An 18,702-nucleotide genomic window follows, 5' to 3' on the forward strand; every position below is an offset into this window, starting at 1 on the left:
ACCGAAGATGATCGAACGCTGCCGAGCAGCGCTCTTCCATCCCGAACTCCGCTGGTATGCGCGGTTTCTCCCGCGCACGATGGTGACGCCCTGGACGGTCCGGATATTTCGCTCCGTCCCGAGGCCGAAGCGGCGCCGCAGTCCGCCCGGCGTGGAAACCGTCACGCTGAACACGGGTGTCCGGCTGCGTGTTCAACGACCGGCGGGATCGCTTTCCGGGCCCGGCCTGTTGTGGATACACGGCGGCGGGTACCTGCTCGGCGAGGCGGCCCTCGACGACGCGGTATGCCGGCGACTGGTCGACGAAGTCGGTGCCACCGTTGCTGCCGTCGACTACCGGTTGGCACCGGATCACCCGTACCCGAAACCCCTGAACGACTGCTACGACGCGCTGGTATGGCTGGCCGGCCAAGCCGGGGTCGATCCGGCCCGGCTGGCGGTTGCCGGCGCCAGCGCCGGTGGCGGTCTCGCCGCGGCCCTGGCTCTGCTCGCCCGCGATCGAAGCGAAATCAACCTGGCGGCACAGGTTCTGGTGTATCCGATGCTCGATGACCGGACCGGATCGCGGCACGATCCGAATGCCCGCCACCGCCGGATGTGGAACAACTCCAGCAACGATCTCGGCTGGTCGGCCTACCTGGGGAATGCCGACGCGGATGTCGCCGTGCCCGCCCGCCGAAGCGACCTCGCCGGACTGCCGCCGACTTGGCTCGGAGTCGGGTCGCTGGACATCTTGCGCGACGAGTCGATCGCCTATGCCAGCCGGCTCGAATCCAGCGGCGTGCCCTGCCACCTGGAGGTGGTTACCGGGGCATTCCACGGGTTCGATGCGGTGGCCCCGAAAACAGCGGTCGCCCAGCAGTTTCTCGCCAGCCAATACCAGATGCTCCGGACCACCTTGGCAGTCCAAACGAGTTAGGACCGGCCGTCCACGATGACACCCGCTGCGGCCTCCAATGGTTTGACCACACAGGTGAAATCGGACTCGGGGCCCTGGTCGCTCAGCACGTTCTCCCACACCTCGACGACGGACGAGGCCAACTTCGTGGGCAATCCCAGGCTCTGCGCTTCACTCAGGTAGAGCCGGAGATCTTTCACCATGAGACCGGTGGCAAATCCATAGTCGAAGGTCCGTGGCAGCACCGCCCGGGGAAACTTGTCCCGGCTGGCATGCGTTGCTCCCGAACCCGCGTTGAGCACGTCGATCATCACCGATGGATCCAGCCCGGCCTTGACGCCCATCACCATCACCTCTGCCGTGGCCGCCAAACTGGCTGCCGCCATGAGGTTGTTGACCAACTTCATGGTCTGGGCGGACCCCGGCTCGTCTCCGAGATAGAACGACCGGCCCAGTGTCTCGAGAATCGGTGCGACAGTGTTGAATTCGGCCAGCTCCCCCGAAACCATCAGTGCCAGCGAGCCATTCGCCGCCCCGTGTACCCCACCGCTGACCGGGCTGTCGAGCGCGGCGACACCGCGACGTGCCAATTCGGCGTGGTTGCGCCGAGCGGCTTGACTCCCGATCGTGGAAAGCTCCACCAATCGCCGAATCGAGGCCCCACCGGCCAGCGACTTGGCCACCTGCACCGAGACAGCCGGGGTGGGCAAGCTGCTCAGAACGGTCTCGGCGGTGTTGGCAACCTCGACCGCCGAACTGGCGGCTCGGGCCCCGTGGGCCGTGGCACGCTCGACCGCGGCGTCGTCGGTGTCGAATACCAGCAGCCGATGTCCGGCCCCGAGGAGCCGCCGCGCCATCGGCAGGCCCATGTTGCCAAGCCCGACGAACCCGATGGTCACGGCCTCACTCCCGATCGAGTTCGTCGAAGAGCTGCTTGGCAATTCGGAAACTGTCCACCGCCGCTGGAACTCCCGCGTAAACAGCGACCTGCAGGAAGATCTCGCAGATCTCCTCGCGGGTCACACCATTGGTCAGCGCGCCGCGAATGTGGGTGCGTAACTCGTTGGGGCGGTTGAGGATGGGAATCATTGCCAGGTTGAGCATGCTGCGGGTTCTCAGCGGTAACCCTTCGCGGCCCCACACCGCGCCCCAGCAGTACTGCGTCACCAAATCCTGCAGGGGCGCGGTGAACTCGTCCGCGCCAGTTGCCTGCGCAACATGGGAATTCGCCGAGTACGGCGGCCCGGATATCTCGCCCCTTGGCGTACAACTCGTGGTCCACCGTGCCTCCCGGCGAGCTCGAATGCAACACCCGGAGAACTACAGCTGCGCGTAGACCGTCTTGGTCTGAAGATACGATTCGATGCCGGCCCGGCCCCACTCGTAGCCCCAACCGGATTGCTTGTACCCTCCGAACGGCATCGAGTGGTCGAACACCATCTGGCAGTTCAGCGTGACGGTGCCCGACTCCAACCGCTTGGCGAGCCGGTGTGCCCGGCTGATGTCCTTGGTCCATACCGTGGCGGCCAGACCATAATCGGAGTTGTTGGCCAGCGCGACGACTTCGTCGTCGTCGTCGAACGGGATCACCGGAACCACCGGGCCGAAGATCTCCTGCTGGAACAGTCGCATCTCGGCGCCGACATCGGTCAGCACGGTCGGATGGACGAAGTACCCGGGCCGATCCAGCCGGTGACCACCCGCGACCACCTCGACACCGTCCTTCTTGCCCTCGTCGATGAAACCGACCACCCGGTTGAGCTGCTTCTGGTTGATCAGCGGCCCGATCAACACGTCGTCCTCGCCCGGACCGCCCAACTTGACCGAATTGGCAATCGTGGCGATGCCCTCGAGCACCCGCTCGTAGACATTGCGGTGCACGAAGATTCGCGACCCGCAGATGCAGCCCTGCCCGGAGTGGATGAAGATGCCCATGGCGGCCATCATGATCGCCGTGTCCAGGTCGGCGTCGTCGTAGATCAGCACCGGTGATTTTCCACCGAGCTCCAGCGAAACCCGCTTGAGGTTGCCGGCGGCGGCCTGCACGATGCGCTTGCCCACCTCGGTCGATCCGGTGAACGCCACCTTCTCGACGTCGGGGTGCTCGGTGATTGCCGCACCTACGGTGTGGCCGTAGCCGGTAACGAGGTTCACGACACCGTCCGGCACGCCGGCCTGCGTCAGGATGTTGTTCAGCAGTACCGCCGAAAGTGGGGTGTCCTCGGCGGGTTTGACCACGGTGCTGCAGCCTGCGGCGAGCGCGGGTGCCAACTTGGTACACGCGTTGAAGACCGGGCCGTTCCACGGGAAGATCAGACCCACCACGCCGTAGGGCTCTTTGAGGGTGTAGCCGTGCATATTCGAGAAGGCGCCCGCGATTCCGCCGGTTTGCTGCACATCGTGAGCAATGCCGTTGAGCTTGGTGGCCCAGCCGGCGAAGTACCGAAACGACTCCGCACTGGTGCCCATGATCATCCGGGCCTGCGAATAGGGCATGCCGGTGTCGAACGAGTCGAGTTCGGCCAGCAGGTCGGCGTTCTCGTCGATCAGATCCGCCGCTCGCCACAACACCTTGGCGCGTTCATTGCCGGGAGTGTTGTGCCAGACACCGGACTCGAAACTGGCCTTGGCGCGGGCCACCGCGTCGTTGACGGCTTCGACTCCCCCGTCGGTGAACTCCCCGACCTGCTCCTCGGTCGCCGGGTTGATCAAGGGAATCTGCTCGCCGGTACCCGGCCGCTGCCGGAGCTCCTCGAGCACTGCCTGCACTGTCATGGTGGGTCTCCTAGTCGTGGGGACGGCCGCTACGAGGCCGGGTCGAATTCGATGTGCAGGCCAGTCAGACCACGCAACAGGAAAGTAGCCTCGTAGGTGTACTTCCGATCGCCGATCCGGCCGTGCACCGATTCGTCGAGCCTGATGTCCCGCATCCGATCGAGCAGCCTGCGGACGGTCACCTGACCCTCGACGCGGGCCAGCGGTGCACCCGCGCAGGTGTGGATTCCGCGGCCGAAGGCAATGTGCTCGCGCACGTTCTTGCGGTTCGGGTCGAACTGGTGCGGATTCTCGAACTTGCGCGGATCGCGGTTGGCCGCACCGAGGCACAGCATCACGATGGTGCCGGCGGGCATATGCACGCCGCCGAGTTCGGTCGTCTTGCGGACCAATCGGAAGTCCACCTTGGTGGGTGCGTGCATGCGCAGCGCCTCTTCGATGAAGGTCGGAATCCGGTCCGGGTGTTCCCGTAGCTGTTGCTGGAACTCGGGATAATCCGCGAGCGTTTGCACCGACGCGGCCAGCAGCTTGGTCACCGTCTCCTGCCCGGCGGCGAACAGGAAAGTGGCCGGCTTGACGACCTCGATCAGTTCCGGTGTCGACCCGTCGGGGTAGGTGGCAGTGGCCATCCCGGACAGCACGTCGTCCTGCGGATTGCGGCGCCGCTCGGTGAGGTAACCGAGGAACTTATCGTCCAGGTACTGCAGCGGGTCCAACCCGACCGGCTCGCCGTCGAGCGCGCCCACCCGGTTGCCCGACGGATGCTCGGTGGCCCCCAACGCCGCCAAGAATTCGGGGCGGTCCTCATCGGGGACGCCGAGCAGGTCGATGATGGCCGAGGTGGCGAACGGCTTGGCGTATTCGGAGAGGAATTCGCAGCGGCCGTTGCCAATGAACTCGTCGATCTGGCGGTCGACGAGTTGCCACATGAAGTCTTCGTTTTCCTTCAGCCGCCGCGGGGTCAGCAGCCTGCTCAGCAGCGACCGCGCCCGCTCGTGGGCGGGCGGGTCCATCACCACCATGTGCTCGTGGATGGGGAAGGTGTGCCGGAACTCCTCGATCTGTTCGGTGATGTCGTCACCGACGGGTTCGAACGGCAGCGGAGGGAACGGGCCGCCGATCGCGTTGACCGCGGAGAAGTGCTCATGATCCTTGAACGCCGCCATGACCTCTTGGTATCCGGTCACCGCGTAAACACCGTAGTGCGGCTCCCGGTAGACGGGGTTCTCTTCGCGCAGCCGGTCCCAGTAGTCGTAGGGATGCTGACTCAATGATTGGTCGGAAAAAAAGTCCAGGGTGGCTAGGTCGGTCACGGACGGGCTGTCCTTTCGGGTCGGAATCTCGATGGCGGATTCGGTCGGTGCTAGTCGTCGACGACGCTGATCGCGCCGCGGGGGCAGGCGTCTACCGCGGCCTGGACCTTGTCCCACAACTCTTCGGTGGGGTGCTCGACGCAGGTGGCCATGTCATCGTCCCCGATGTCGAAGACCTCCGGCGCGGTCTCGATACACAGCGCGTGACCCTCACACAGCTGGGGGTCCACCCAAACTCTTTTTCGGCCGGTCATCGCCGCACCCCGCACAGTGCGGCAAGGACCGTTGTGCATGACCCAACTTGCGGCATCCGGCCACGCCTCCCAATCTTCGGGGTCAACTCTCGACCTCTCCCGGATTTGATCGCTCGACCAAACTGTTAGAGTGTGCCATGCCTATCACGTGCCGCGTCAAACGGTCAAGAAATCCAGTATCGGCCGGATGAATGACGACCCCACGCAACGGCAAGTCCCCCGACACCGGCGCCCGCCAGCGGCTGATCACGGCGACCGCAAAGATCATGCGCGACGAAGGGTATGCCGCCGCGACATCGCGACGAGTCGCCGCCGAGGCCGGCGTCAAGCAAGCGCTGGTTTACTACTACTTCCCGACGATGGACCAATTATTCGTCGAAGTGCTGCGCGAAGGGGCGGAGGCTTCGCTGCAAGCGATTCGCACCGCACTCGCCGACGAGGATCCCCTGCAGGTGCTGTGGTCGATGAACAGCGATCTGCGATTGACCGCTCTCAACACCGAGTTCATGGCGTTGGCCAACCACCGCAAGGCTATTCGCGCCGAGCTGAAGGCCTACGCGGAACGGGTGCGCGACATCGAAACGGCGGCAGTCTCGGTGGCCCTGCGGGCCAGGGGTATCGCCATGAACGACTACCCCGCAGTCGCCATCTCGATGCTCATCGCCCAAACGGCACGCAGCCTCTGCAACGAGAGTGCCGTCGGAGTCACCCTGGGCCACGCTGAACTCCGCGCATTCATGGAACGCCAGTTCGCCCTTGCGGCGGTCCCTGGCGTGACGCAGCCGCCGACGCCGGGCCACCAATAGCCGCGACACCCCTCACCGAATACGCCGGGTACGCTCACGCCCGCCGTCCAGGCAGTTGACAGCGGCACAAATCAGTGCCAACCTTCCTGATCGATTGATAAGTTTCGAGTAACCAGCCAACGAGCCGGTCGAGCGATGCTTTCGGGCGGTCTGAGAAATCGAGGTAGTCACATGGGCGGACGTGTCGACGGGAAAGTCGCATTCGTAACGGGAGCCGCACGCGGCCAGGGTCGCAGTCACGCGGTACGACTCGCCGAAGAGGGCGCTGACATCATTGCCGTCGACATCTGCGGGCCCGTGGCCACAGATAGCCAGATCGAACCGTCGACACCCGATGACCTGGCACAGACCGCCGATCTGGTCAAGGGACTGAACCGCCGAATCGTGGCGATCGAGGCCGACGTGCGCGACTACGACGCGCTCAAGGCCGCAGTGGACAGCGGCGTGGAGCAGCTTGGCCGACTCGACATCATCGTCGCCAACGCAGGAATCGGCAACGGCGGGCAAACGCTGGACCAGACCAGCGAGGTCGACTGGCAGGACATGATCGACGTCAACCTGTCGGGCGTCTGGAAATCCGTCAAAGCGGCTGTCCCGCATATTCTTTCGGGTGGACGCGGCGGTTCGATCATCTTGACCAGCTCGGTAGGCGGCCTCAAGCCCTACGCACATACCGGGCATTACATCGCGGCCAAGCACGGCGTGATCGGTCTGATGCGGACCTTCGCCGTGGAACTGGGCCAGCACTCCATCCGGGTCAACGCCGTCTGCCCCACCAACGTGAACACACCGCTGTTCATGAACGAGGGGACGATGAAGTTGTTCCGACCGGATCTGGAGAACCCCGGTGTGGACGACCTCGCCCTCGCCGCGCAGTTCATGCATGTGCTTCCCGTCGGCTGGGTGGAGCCGATCGATATCAGCAACGCGGTGCTGTTCCTGGCCTCCGATGAATCGCGCTTCGTCACCGGACTGCCCGTCACCGTCGACGCCGGGAGCATGCTCAAGTAACGACCGGTACTGGAATGGAGTGCCCGCGTGTCCGACAGATCGGGCACGCGGGCACTCCGTTATTCTCCCCCCGCCCGACCGTCGTCGCGACAACTACTGCCGGACAACGGGACTGGCGCTCATTCCGGCTGACACTGCGGGCAGGTGTCAGATCTGTGCACAGATATCCGCTGCGGTAGTCAGCGCGCCGTAGATATAGCCGCGTTCGGCGCTGTCGCCGACCAGATGAGCAGCTATCCCCGATGCGCACAGTTCGTCGTACAGGGACCGGTTCGATTCAATACCGTTGGTGATGATCACCGCGTCTGCTGGAACTCGCTCCTCCCCACCTCGGCGGTCATCGACCACCACCGCATCGGACTCGATCCGCAGCGCAGTGGTGTTGCGGAGCAGGCTGATACCGGATTCTGCAATCTCGGCGAGCATGACCGCACGACGAGCCGGAGCGATCCCCAAACCGAATTGGGCGGCCTCGTCGATCACCGACACCGTGTGATCGCCGTCGAGGAACCGGGCCAGTTGGAGAGCAATCAGGTCATTGCCGAGTATCACGATGTGCTCGGCGTCGATATCCTTGTCGTTCAGCAGCAGATCTGACAGAGCAGCGCCGTCGATGACGTGGGGTAGATCGTGCCCCTCGATTGTCGGGGTCGTGTGCCTCGCCCCGACAGCGAGAAGGACAACATCCGGATCGAGGGCCTCGATAGTCGGAACCGTCGCGTGGGTGTTGAGCCTTACCTCGACGCGGTGGTCGGTGAGTTGGTGGGAGAGCCAATCGACGAGCAGTCCGTTGGGGGGATGGACCTTGGCCGCCAGCAACGCGGTACCACCCAGTTGTGCTGCAGCTTCCAGGAGGGTCACCGAGTGGCCACGCAGGCTCGACCGCCGGGCGGCTTCCATCCCGCTGGGGCCGCCTCCCACGACGACGACCCGACGTGCCGATTGCGCAGGTGTCAGCAGGTCGTCCCGTTCACGGCCGGTGTCGGGATTGGCCGCGCAACGCACCGATTGAAGCATCATCGACTGCGACAGACAACGATAATCGTAGATGCACGGCCGGACCGCCCGGGGGCCGCCCTCGGCGAGGTGCCGGGCGAACTCGGGGTCCGCAAGTTGCTTGCGTCCCATGGCCAGGAAGTCGAACTTGCGTTCAGCGATGGCCTGTTCGGCGACACTCGGTTCGATGCGCCCGACCGTGACCACCGGAATCGAGACAGCTTCCCGGACTGCGGCGGCATAGGGAATCAGCCGGCCCGGCTCGTCGGGCAGGTAGGAGCTGAACAGCGCCTTGGTCACGCTGTAGTTGTGCGTGGTGGTCACGGTGATGGCATCCGCACCGGCGGACTCCACGATCCGGGCAGTGGTGCGCACATCGTCGAGGGTCAGGCCGTCTTCCACGAAGAACTCGGCGGCGTTGATCTTGCATAACACCGGGAAGTCCGTCCCGATGCGATGACGGATAGCCTCGAGTACCTCTTTCACCAGGCGGGCACGATTCTCAGCCGATCCGCCATAACCATCGGATCGCCGGTTCTCGGCCGGTGACAGAAACGACGACAAGATGTAGCTATGACCGGCGTGCAGCTCGATGGCATCGAACCCGGCCTCCACCGCCCGCTCGGCCGCATCGGCGAAATCTGCTATCAGTCCGGCGATTCCAGCCCCATCCAGCTCCTCGAACGAGGGCTCGTGAATGGGCCCGTCGATATCCGGCATCCGAATCTCGGAGGGAAACAGCGCTTCGAAGATGCCCAGCGATGTGGACGGCAGTGGCTTCGACGGGCAGATCAGCGGACGGCCCGCGAAGGTATCCCAGATTGACGTCAATCCACCGTGGTGCAGTTGCGCCGAGAGTCGGCCACCGTTGCGGTGTACGGCATCGGTGATCCGCGTGAGCCCGGGAAGATAACGGTTGTCGGAGATCGCGACCTGATTCGGCTGCACTTGGCCGCGCGGATAGCTCACCCCGACTGCACCCATGGTGAGCAGCGCGGCACCGCCTGCGGCGCGGGCGGCGTAGAAGGCCACGATGTCATCGTCGATCGAGCCGTCGGAGTTGGCGAGGTTGGTACCCATCGCAGTCTGGAAAATGCGATTGGGTAGTTCCAAACTGCCTATTCGACTGGGCGACAAGAGGTGCGGGAACGAAACCACCGTCATCGTCTGCACCCCTGCCGTCGAGATACCTCGATGTCCAATCGGTCGCTGAGTGTGATCTCGGCGCTGGCGGTCATTCGGGCATTCCGATGGTCTTGATCGCCAGGTATTCGGTGTATCCGGCATTGCCGTTGCGGTAGCCCAGGCCGCTCTGCTTGGTGCCACCGAACGGGCTGGTGATGCCGAAGTGGCTCTTGCCGTTGATGGTGACGTTGCCGGTACGCAGCCGGGTGGCCACCGCAAAGGCCCGATCCACGTCGGCGCCGCTGACCTCACCGGAGAGCCCGTAGATGGTGTTGTTCGCGATCGCCACCGCCTCGTCGTCGCTGTCATACGGCGTGACCGTGAGGACCGGACCGAAGATTTCTTCCTGAGCCACTGGCGAATCCGGGTCGACATCGGCCAGCAGGGTGGGCTGGGTGTAGTAACCGACCGGCAGGTTCTCCGGCACCCCGCCACCGGTGATCAACCGCGCACCCGAATCGATACCCGAACGGATCAACCCGAGCACCTTCTGCCGCTGAATCTCGCTGATCTGCGGGCCCTGCATGATGCCCGGAACCCACGGATCGCCGACCGGAAAACCCTCCATGCTGGCCTTGAGCACCGCCAGCCCTTCCTCATAGCGTGAACGGGGCAGCAGGATGCGCGAGGGCAGAATGCAGCTCTGCCCGGACATCACGCAGGCCATCATGGCCGCCAACGGCAACGCCGAGTTGAAATCGGCATCGTCGAGCACGACGTGCGCGGACTTGCCGCCCAACTCGAGCAACGTCTTCTTGACCGTGGGCGCCCCGGCTGCCAGGATGGCCCGCCCGGTGGCCGTCGACCCGGTAAAGGTGATCATGTCCACCCGCGGGTCGGCCGACAACGCCGCCCCGACCTCATTGGCGTTGGAGGTCACCACATTGAACACCCCGGCCGGGATATCGGTTTCCTCGGCGACGACGCGACCCAGCTCGCTGCCCGACCACGGGGTCAGCTGAGCCGGCTTGAGCACCACGGTGTTGCCGGCCATCAACGCGGGCACGGTTTCGGCAATGTTGAGGTAGAACGGCACGTTCCACGGCGTGATGGCACCCACCACCCCCAGCGGCTCATAGTGCAACTTGCGGCGCGCCGGTCCCAGCGCAGTCTCGTGCAGCCCGGTGTCGACCAGATACTCGAAGTCCCGACCGTGCTCAACCCAGTGTTCGACCTCGGCAATCGGACTCTCGATCTGGCTGCCACTGACCGAAGTCGGACAACCCACCTCGGTAATCAGAATCCGGCGCAGCCGTTCCTTGTTCTTGTCCAAAGCAGCGTGCAACTGCCTCAGGCAGTGCACCCGCAAATCCAGATCACCCGACCAGTCGGTCCGATCGAACGCTTCCCTGGCCGCGCCCACCGCCCGCGCCATATCATCGACAGTGCCGTCAGCGGCCTGCCCGGCGACCTGTTCGCTGGCCGGATGCACCACATCGAAGGTCGCCCCGGTGCCCGTGCCGACCAATTCGCCATCGATCAGCATCCGCGGCTCGCCGGCCAACACACCCTGCTCAGGCTGCACAGCAATCACAATTCTCCCCTTCAATTTTGCGGCTCTACGAAAATTGTTGCCGCCCACCAACTCCAAGACAGCACCATCGTTGGCGACTCTACTGTTATAGAGAGCAGTTGGGATCAATCCGCGAAGATTCTCCAGACTTCTCAGGCGCGCCTTCGTCTAGAACAACGCTGCGATGCGCCAATTGGCCCCGACATTACTGAGCAGCTTCAGCACCGATTCCCCGAACTATGCCGGCAATGAGCAGATCCAGTTCCTGCGCGGCACGGACAGCTTGATCGCCGGTAGCAACCGCCAACATCACGCCACCGATGAACATCGTGACCGCATAGATTTGTTGATCGATGACTGCTGGATCGACTTTGGCACCCGGTGGCTGGTTTCGAAGAACAACGTCCCCGATGAGCGCGGCAAACTCGTCGGTATACCGACGAAGTGCGCCGGCAAGGACGGGGTCGCGAGATGCTTGCAGAGCGAGTTCGTTGCGCGCCTTGGTGCGGACCAAACGGACACCGCTGACCGATCTGGTCACGAGGGTGGCCAAGCCCGATGGGTGCGACGCATCGCCGGGTTCCCCGGTGGCTGCGGTCAAATCCCTGAGATCCAACTCGGCTATGCGTTCGGCGACAGCCTGCAACAGCGTCGAGCTGGTACGGAAGTAGAACGAGGTGGTTCCATCCGGGAATCCAGCCTTGCGATCCACCCTCAGGTGAGTTGCGCTCTTCACCCCGCCTTCGGCCAACAGTCGGATCGCGGCATCACACAGGATCCGTCGACGCTGTTTCGGGTTCGGCCTACTTCGCATGTCGACCATGGAGCTTAGCGATCGGATCGGCATCCTGCCCGACTCCCAGGGGGGTGGTCAGTTGCATATCGTCCTCTACTCTCATAGAGTCGAATTCCATTGTGGGGATGCAGTCTACTTACCTTTTCGAGCTCGCCTGCCCCTGCCAAGGTCCCATCACACCGGGAGTCCATGAGTGAAACTCGTATTCAACCTCCCACATATGCTGCGCCTCAAGGCGATGACGCAACCGTGGGAAGCTTCGGTCACCGGCGCAGACCAAACTCGGATGGCCAGGTGCGCCGACGAGTGGGGCTACGACATGATCGCGGTCCCCGAGCATTTCGTGATTCCCAACGAACATGTCGAGCTTTCGGGGCCGCACTATCTCCAGTCGACAGTGGCCCAGGCGTATCTCGCCGGAGCAACCCAGCGCATTCAGCTCAATTCCTGTATCACGGTGTTGCCTCTGCAACACCCGATCGTGCTGGCCAAGGCGTTGGCCACCGCCGATTGGATGAGCAGCGGCCGAATGATGGTGACATTCGGTGTGGGCTGGCTCGAGCGAGAGTTCGAGCTGCTGGGAGTCCCCTTCCAGGAGCGTGGTCGTATCGCCGACGAATACCTGGCGGCAATTATCGAATTATGGACGAGTGACTCGCCTCGCTTCGAAGGCAAGTACGTGTCCTTCGACGAGGTTGCATTCGAACCCAAACCGATCCAGAAGCCCCACCTGCCGATCTGGATCGGTGGTGATGCCGATGCCGCACTGCGCCGGGCCGCCAAGCATGCGTCGGGATGGTGGTCATTCCTGACACCGCCCGAAAAGATCGCCGAGCGGGTGGATTTCATCAAGTCCCAGCCAACCTACGACGGCCGAACCTTCGATGTCGTCCATGGTCTGGGCACGACACGTGTTGGCGAAGGACACGCCGTCCTCGACGACCCGGATGCCCGCCCCGGGATGAGTGCAACCGAGCTGGTGGACCGGTTGAGTTGGCTCGGCGAACAGGGCGTTACCGTCAGCGCCGTGCCGTTACCACCTGTCAGTGGTGTCGAGGAGTACCTCGAATATGCACAGTGGGTGATCGAGGAGATAAAACCCCAAGTGCCTTGAGCGGTTGGGTCGCGCATACTTGATGCCTGATGTCTGCATCTTCACCGCCCGAAGCGCCGCGAAAACCCATCATCCTGACCGTTGACGACGATCCCGCGGTGTCCCGCGCGGTCGCCCGGGATCTGCGTCGGCACTACGGCGAGCACTACCGGATCGTGCGCGCAGAATCCGGGCCGGATGCATTGGACACGGTGCGCGAACTGAAGTTACGCGGCGAAGTAGTCGCGGTGTTCGTCGCCGACTACCGAATGCCCGCGATGAGCGGAATCGAATTCCTCGAGCGGGCCATGGATACCTTCCCGATGGCGCGCCGGGTGCTGCTAACCGCGTACGCCGACACCCACGCCGCCATCGATGCGATCAACGTCGTCGATCTGGACCACTACCTGCTCAAGCCGTGGGATCCGCCGGAAGAGAAGCTCTACCCGGTGATCGACGGGCTGCTCGAGGCCTGGCGCGCGGTGGGCGACCGGGCCATCCCGCACACCAAGGTGATCGGGCATCGGTGGAATCCGCGGTCCTGGGAAGTCCGTCAGTTCCTGGCCCGCAGCCAGCACAGCTTCCGCGGATTCCTAGCCGACGAGACCAAGGGCCGCCAACTACTGGATGCGGCCGGGCTCGACGGTCTGCAACTGCCGGTGGTGATCACCGAATCCGGCGAAACCTTGGTCAACCCGACTGACACCGCGCTGGCCACCATGCTGGGCTTGTCGACCACCCCGGCACTGCCCATGTATGACCTGGCCGTGATCGGCGGTGGCCCGGCCGGCCTGGCAGCCGCGGTCTATGGTGCGTCAGAAGGCCTCAACACGGTGCTCGTCGAGGGCGCCGCCACGGGCGGACAGGCCGGACGCAGTTCGCGCATCGAGAACTACCTGGGCTTCCCCACCGGCGTTTCCGGTGCCGAGTTGACCACGTCGGCGCGCCGCCAGGCCGAACGGTTCGGCGCCGAAGTCATCACCACCCGGGCCGCCACCGGACTCGACGTCAGCGGGTCGGCCCGCAAGGTCGCCTTTGACGACGGCACCACCATCGGCGCCCGAGCGGTCATCCTGGCCACCGGCGTTGATTACCGCCAACTGCGGGTCAGCGGGTGCTGGGATGACCCGGACCAGTCCGAGGATGTCTGCAATTACGTGGGTCGCGGAGTGTACTACGGCGCCTCGGTATCCGATGCGGGCGAATGCGCCGGCGAGGACGTTTACATCGTCGGCGGCGCGAATTCGGCAGGTCAGGCCGCCATGCACATGTCGCGCGCAGCCAAGTCGGTGACACTGCTGGTGCGCGGCCCGTCGCTGGAAGCGTCGATGTCGCACTACCTCATTCAGCAGATCGAACAGACCCCCAACATCGCGGTTCGCACCTGCACCGAGGTGCAGGCCGCCGGCGGCGAAGACCATCTGCGGACGCTCACCCTGCTCGACCGCAACACCGGGGCCACCGAAGATGTCACGTGCGACCGGATGTGCTGCTTCATCGGCGCCGAACCCCGGACCGAGTGGCTGCGCGGCACCGTCGCGATCGACGACCGCGGATTCATCCTGGCCGGACCCGATCTGCGCGACGTATGCGGCTGGACCCTGGACCGTCCCCCGCACCATTTGGAAACAAGTGTGCCGGGAGTTTTCGTTGCAGGTGATGTACGCGCGGAATCGGCGAAACGAGTTGCCGCCGCGGTCGGCGAAGGTTCGATGGCAGTGATGCTGGTGCATCGGTACCTGGCCGAGGCCTAACGGAAAGGAGACAGCCATGGGCGAGACGTGTCTGCCCGACGAACTGCGGACGCTGTTCTTGTTCGAAGCGCTGTCCGACGAGCAGCTGGCCAAGCTGTGCGCCAACGGTCACATCGCGCACTACGAATCCGGCCCGATCTGCGTCGAGGGCGAGCCCGCAACCTGCCTGTACGTACTGATCGACGGCGAATTGGTGATGTCCAAGCTGTCCGGCGGCCAGGACATCGAAACCGGCCGGACTTCGCAGCGCGGCGTGTACTGCGGCGCCTGGAGCGCCTACGTGGACGGCATCGCGCACCTCTACGAATCGTCCGTGCGGGTGACTCGGCCATCGAGGTTTTTCGTACTGGACTCGGCCGCGTTCGGAGACTTCGTGAAGACCGAATTCCCGATGGCCGTGCATCTTCTCGAGGGCCTCAAGATCGGCGGCCTGCGCACCCGCAAGATTATCGACCAGCGCGAAAAGTTGCTCGCCCTGGGCACCATCACCGCCGGTTTGACCCATCAACTCAACAATCCGGCCGGGGCGAACGCGCGCGCGGTCGCCGAACTGCGCGACCGCGTCGGCAAGACCCGGCACAAGTTGGCGATGCTGGCCGACGGCAAGTTCACCCCCGAGGCGCTGCGCACTCTGGTGGCGATCCAGGACGAAGTGGCCGAGCAGGTCACCAAGGCCAGGGATCAGGAATTGACCGCGCTGGAGAGTTCCGACCGCGAGGACAGCATCGGCGACTGGCTCGAGGAGCACGGCATCGTCGGCGCCTGGGACTATGCCTCCACGTTCGTCGAGGCCGGGCTCGATACCGACTGGCTGGAACGGGTGGCGGGGTCGGTGGAAGCCGTCGACGCATCAGCGTCATTGCAGGGGGCCGTCGGCTGGCTGAAGTACACCATCGAGACCGAATTGCTGATGAACGAGATCGCCGAGGCCAGCAAGCGCATCTCGGACCTGCTCGCCGATGCCAAGCAGTACTCGCAGATGGACCGCGCGCCGTATCAGAGCGCCAACGTCAACGCCGGACTGAAGAGCACGCTCATGCTTTTCGGGGATCGGATCGGCAAGGACCGATCTATCCAATTGGTGAAGGAGATGGATCGGTCACTGCCGGAAATCCAGTGCTACCCAGGCGATCTCAATCAAGTGTGGACGAACATCATCGACAACGCGGTGCAGGCGATGGACGGGAAGGGAACCTTGACGGTGCGCACCGCGCTGCTCGACGACAACCAGGTCAAGGTCGAGATCGGCGACGACGGACCGGGCATCGATCCCGAGGTCGTCGACCGCATCTTCACCCCCTTCTTCACCACCAAACCGGTCGGCAAGGGCACCGGGCTGGGTCTGGATCTGGCCTGGCGGATCGTCGTGGAAAAGCATCACGGCAACCTGCGCGTCGAGTCCGCGCCGGGCGATACCCGATTCATCATCACGCTGCCGTTGCACGCGCCTAGCCCGGAATCATCGTGATTCGTTCGGAATAGTCACACCGAGACCCACAGTTGCAGCCGACATGACGCAACCTTCCGACAAACCCGACCTCGGCCGCTTCGGCGCATTCGGGCATTACTCGATGTGGCAGCAGCTTGCCCCGGAACAGCTTCGAGACATCGAATCGCTGGGCTACGGCGCGATCTGGGCAGGAGGATCGCCGCCCGCCGAACTCGCTTGGGTCGAACCCCTGCTCGAGGCCACCAACACGATCAAGGTGGCGACCGGCATCGTCAACGTCTGGACCGCCGCGCCCGGCCCGATCGCCGAGTCCTTTCACCGCATCGACGCCGCCCATCCCGGCCGATTCCTGCTGGGCATCGGCATCGGCCACCCCGAGGCCCACACCGAATACCGGAAGCCGCTTGCGGTGCTGGGCGAGTACCTGGACAAGCTCGACGAGTACGGCGTGCCCACACACCGCCGCGTGGTCGCCGCGCTCGGGCCCCGGGTGCTCGAACTCTCGGCGAGCCGCAGCAAAGGCGCGCACCCCTACCTCACCACCCCCGAACACACCCGGACGGCCCGCGAATTGATCACGCCCTCGGCATTTCTGGCCCCTGAACACAAGGCCGTGCTCACCACCGACGCAGAGCAGGCCAGGGCCACCGGACGGAAAAGCCTCGACATCTACCTGAATCTGACCAATTACCTGAGCAATTGGCACCGGCTCGGGTTCAGCGACGCCGACCTGGCAAAACCCGGCAGCGACGCCCTGGTCGACGCACTGGTGGCCTACGGAACGCCCGAGCAGATCGCTGCGCGTCTGCACCAGCACCTGGATGCCGGCGCCGACCACGTGCCAGTGCAGGTGCTCACCGGGCCTGGCAAGCTGGTGTCTGCACTCGCCGAGTTGGCTGGCCCGCTGGGGCTGACCGCGGCGACCTCCTAGGGAACGGGATCCAATGACCGATTCGACGACCAACGGTGCCGTCAACGGAGGCGTGCCGCTCAAACCCGAACTGGGCCGCTACGGCGTGTGGACCGCGGGTCCGGTGACACCCGAGGAGGCCGCGCAGATCGAGCAGCTCGGATACCGCGCGGTGTGGGTGGGCGGATCCCCTGCCGCGGACCTTGCCTTCGTCGAGCCGATCCTGGCCGCGACGGAGAATCTGCAGGTGGCGACCGGGATCGTGAACATCTGGACGGCACCCGCCGAGGAAGTCGCCGAGTCCTTCCATCGCATCGAGAACGCCTATCCGGGAAGGTTTCTGCTGGGGCTGGGCGCGGGCCATCCCGAACATACCGAGCAGTACGCAAAACCCTATGACGCCCTGGCGTCCTACCTGGATGTTCTCGACGACAAGACCGTGCCGACCAGTCGCCGGGTGCTGGCTGCGCTCGGGCCGAAGGTTCTACAGCTCGCCCGGGACCGCAGCGCCGGCGCACATCCCTACCTGACCACACCCGAGCACACCGGCCAGGCCCGTGATTTGGTGGGCAACACCGTATTTCTGGCCCCCGAACACAAGGTTGCCCTGACCCGAGATGCCGCCCAAGCTCGAGAACTCGGCCGGCAGACCGTCGATTTCTATCTGGGCCTGTCCAACTACCTGAACAACTGGCGGCGACTCGGATTCAGTTCCGACGATCTGGAAAGGCCCGGCAGCGACAAGCTGATCGATGCGGTGGTTGCGCACGGCACCCCAGAGGACATCGCGGCCCGGCTGACCGAGCACCTCGATGCCGGTGCCGATCATGTGACCATCCAGGTGTTGGGCAATCGCGAGGAGTTGATCCCCACCCTGGCCGAGCTCGCCGGGCCACTGGGCCTGACCGGCACGTCGGTGGCCTGATACACCGCACGGGTTATTGTTTCCCCATGCGGTTGCTGGTCACCGGGGGTGCTGGATTCATCGGCGCCAACTTTGTGCACAGCAGCATCCGCCACCATCCCGAGGATTCGGTCACCGTGCTGGATGCGCTGACCTATGCGGGAAGCCGGGAATCGCTGCGCACGGTCGAAGACCGGGTCGAGATTGTCGAGGGCGATATTGCCGACGCCGCCCTGGTGGACAAGTTGGTCGCCGCGGCCGACGCGGTGGTGCACTTCGCCGCCGAAACCCACGTCGACAACGCACTGGTGGACCCGCAGCCGTTCCTGCATTCCAATGTCGTCGGCACTTTCACGGTGCTCGAAGCGGTGCGCCGGCACGGCGTTCGGCTGCACCACGTGTCGACCGACGAGGTGTATGGCGATCTGAGCCTGGACGATTCGACCCGGTTCACCGAGACGACCCCGTACAACCCGTCCAGCCCGTACTCGGCCACCAAGGCCGCCTCCGATTTGCTGGTCCGCGCCTGGGTGCGGTCCTACCGCGTGCCGGCCACCATCTCCAACTGCTCCAACAACTTTGGGCCGTATCAGCATGTGGAGAAGTTCATTCCGCGTCAGATCACCAATATCCTCACCGGTCGGCGACCCAAGTTGTACGGCACCGGAGCCAACGTGCGGGACTGGATCCACGTGAATGACCACAACGACGCGGTGCGCCGGATTCTCGACCGTGGCGAGCCCGGTCGCACCTACCTGATTGGCGCCGACGGAGAGCGATCCAATTTAACTGTGCTGCAATCGATTTTGTCGATCATGGATCGCGATCCCGACGACTTCGACCACGTCACCGATCGGGCCGGCCACGACCTGCGGTATGCGATCGACCCCACCGCCCTGCGCGCCGAACTGGGCTGGTCGCCCGCGCACACCGACTTCGAGACGGCCCTGCGGGAAACCGTTGACTGGTATCGCAACAACACCGACTGGTGGCTTCCGCTCAAAGATGCGGTGGAACTTGAATATGGGAAACGTGGTCAGTGAC

General features: G+C 64.3%; 16 protein-coding genes and 1 pseudogene. 9 read left to right on the top strand and 8 right to left on the bottom strand.

The window, feature by feature from the left end; genetic code table 11:
* Nucleotides 1-7 precede the first annotated feature (7 nt).
* Nucleotides 8-919, top strand: coding sequence for an alpha/beta hydrolase (locus AC5Y3P_RS10520; protein ID WP_500045834.1), 912 nt, complete (start codon nt 8-10; stop codon nt 917-919).
* Here the strand turns inward: AC5Y3P_RS10520 and AC5Y3P_RS10525 are convergent.
* The 5 genes and pseudogenes from AC5Y3P_RS10525 to AC5Y3P_RS10545 form a co-directional block, all read right to left on the bottom strand.
* Complete coding sequence (locus tag AC5Y3P_RS10525; RefSeq protein WP_500045835.1) at nt 916-1,797, bottom strand: NAD(P)-dependent oxidoreductase; 882 nt, start codon at nt 1,795-1,797, stop codon at nt 916-918. The two genes, AC5Y3P_RS10520 and AC5Y3P_RS10525, sit on opposite strands and share 4 nt — an antisense overlap.
* A 4-nt stretch (nt 1,798-1,801) precedes the next feature.
* Nucleotides 1,802-2,180: pseudogene (locus tag AC5Y3P_RS10530) on the bottom strand (carboxymuconolactone decarboxylase family protein).
* Between the two features lie 38 nt (nt 2,181-2,218).
* A complete protein-coding gene (locus AC5Y3P_RS10535) occupies nt 2,219-3,673 on the bottom strand; it encodes an aldehyde dehydrogenase family protein (protein ID WP_500045836.1) in 1,455 nt (484 codons plus the stop codon).
* A 29-nt stretch (nt 3,674-3,702) separates the two neighbouring features.
* Nucleotides 3,703-4,986, bottom strand: a complete 1,284-nt coding sequence (locus AC5Y3P_RS10540; protein WP_500045837.1) for a cytochrome P450 — start codon at nt 4,984-4,986, stop codon at nt 3,703-3,705.
* 50 nt (nt 4,987-5,036) lie between these two features.
* Entirely contained in the window at nt 5,037-5,240 is a 204-nt protein-coding gene (locus tag AC5Y3P_RS10545) for a ferredoxin (RefSeq protein ID WP_500045838.1), read from the bottom strand.
* Between the two features lie 191 nt (nt 5,241-5,431).
* On the opposite strand from AC5Y3P_RS10545, the gene AC5Y3P_RS10550 reads away from it, so the two are divergent.
* Both AC5Y3P_RS10550 and AC5Y3P_RS10555 read left to right on the top strand, forming a co-directional pair.
* Nucleotides 5,432-6,046 (top strand): TetR/AcrR family transcriptional regulator, encoded by a 615-nt coding sequence (locus AC5Y3P_RS10550; RefSeq protein WP_500045839.1) that lies wholly within the window; start codon nt 5,432-5,434, stop codon nt 6,044-6,046.
* Between the two features lie 171 nt (nt 6,047-6,217).
* Entirely contained in the window at nt 6,218-7,057 is an 840-nt protein-coding gene (locus AC5Y3P_RS10555) for a mycofactocin-coupled SDR family oxidoreductase (RefSeq protein WP_500045917.1), read from the top strand.
* 147 nt (nt 7,058-7,204) lie between these two features.
* Here AC5Y3P_RS10555 and AC5Y3P_RS10560 read toward each other — a convergent pair whose 3' ends face one another.
* The 3 genes from AC5Y3P_RS10560 to AC5Y3P_RS10570 form a co-directional block, all read right to left on the bottom strand.
* The gene (locus AC5Y3P_RS10560; RefSeq protein ID WP_500045840.1) at nt 7,205-9,340 is read right to left on the bottom strand and encodes an FAD-dependent oxidoreductase; all 2,136 of its coding nucleotides are present in this window, start codon (nt 9,338-9,340) and stop codon (nt 7,205-7,207) included.
* Nucleotides 9,288-10,772, bottom strand: coding sequence for an aldehyde dehydrogenase family protein (locus tag AC5Y3P_RS10565; RefSeq protein ID WP_500045841.1), 1,485 nt, complete (start codon nt 10,770-10,772; stop codon nt 9,288-9,290). The genes AC5Y3P_RS10560 and AC5Y3P_RS10565 overlap by 53 nt, the downstream gene beginning before the upstream one ends.
* Before the next feature lie 184 nt (nt 10,773-10,956).
* Nucleotides 10,957-11,574 (bottom strand): TetR/AcrR family transcriptional regulator, encoded by a 618-nt coding sequence (locus AC5Y3P_RS10570; protein WP_500045842.1) that lies wholly within the window; start codon nt 11,572-11,574, stop codon nt 10,957-10,959.
* A gap of 166 nt (nt 11,575-11,740) precedes the next feature.
* Here AC5Y3P_RS10570 and AC5Y3P_RS10575 point away from each other — a divergent pair, with 166 nt between their 5' ends.
* From AC5Y3P_RS10575 to rfbB, 6 genes are read left to right on the top strand one after another with little or no spacing between them, the layout of a single operon-like run.
* Entirely contained in the window at nt 11,741-12,661 is a 921-nt protein-coding gene (locus AC5Y3P_RS10575) for a TIGR03619 family F420-dependent LLM class oxidoreductase (protein WP_500045843.1), read from the top strand.
* A 29-nt stretch (nt 12,662-12,690) separates the two neighbouring features.
* Nucleotides 12,691-14,394, top strand: a complete 1,704-nt coding sequence (locus AC5Y3P_RS10580) for an NAD(P)/FAD-dependent oxidoreductase (protein WP_500045844.1) — start codon at nt 12,691-12,693, stop codon at nt 14,392-14,394.
* 16 nt (nt 14,395-14,410) lie between these two features.
* The gene (locus tag AC5Y3P_RS10585; RefSeq protein ID WP_500045845.1) at nt 14,411-15,862 is read left to right on the top strand and encodes an ATP-binding protein; all 1,452 of its coding nucleotides are present in this window, start codon (nt 14,411-14,413) and stop codon (nt 15,860-15,862) included.
* A 43-nt stretch (nt 15,863-15,905) separates the two neighbouring features.
* Nucleotides 15,906-16,775, top strand: coding sequence for an LLM class F420-dependent oxidoreductase (locus tag AC5Y3P_RS10590; RefSeq protein ID WP_500045846.1), 870 nt, complete (start codon nt 15,906-15,908; stop codon nt 16,773-16,775).
* A gap of 13 nt (nt 16,776-16,788) precedes the next feature.
* Entirely contained in the window at nt 16,789-17,679 is an 891-nt protein-coding gene (locus AC5Y3P_RS10595) for an LLM class F420-dependent oxidoreductase (RefSeq protein WP_500045847.1), read from the top strand.
* Between the two features lie 26 nt (nt 17,680-17,705).
* Entirely contained in the window at nt 17,706-18,701 is a 996-nt protein-coding gene (gene rfbB, locus AC5Y3P_RS10600; protein ID WP_500045848.1) for a dTDP-glucose 4,6-dehydratase, read from the top strand.
* Nucleotide 18,702: the final 1 nt, after the last annotated feature.

The organism is Mycobacterium sp. NGS45 (genome assembly GCF_059812645.1).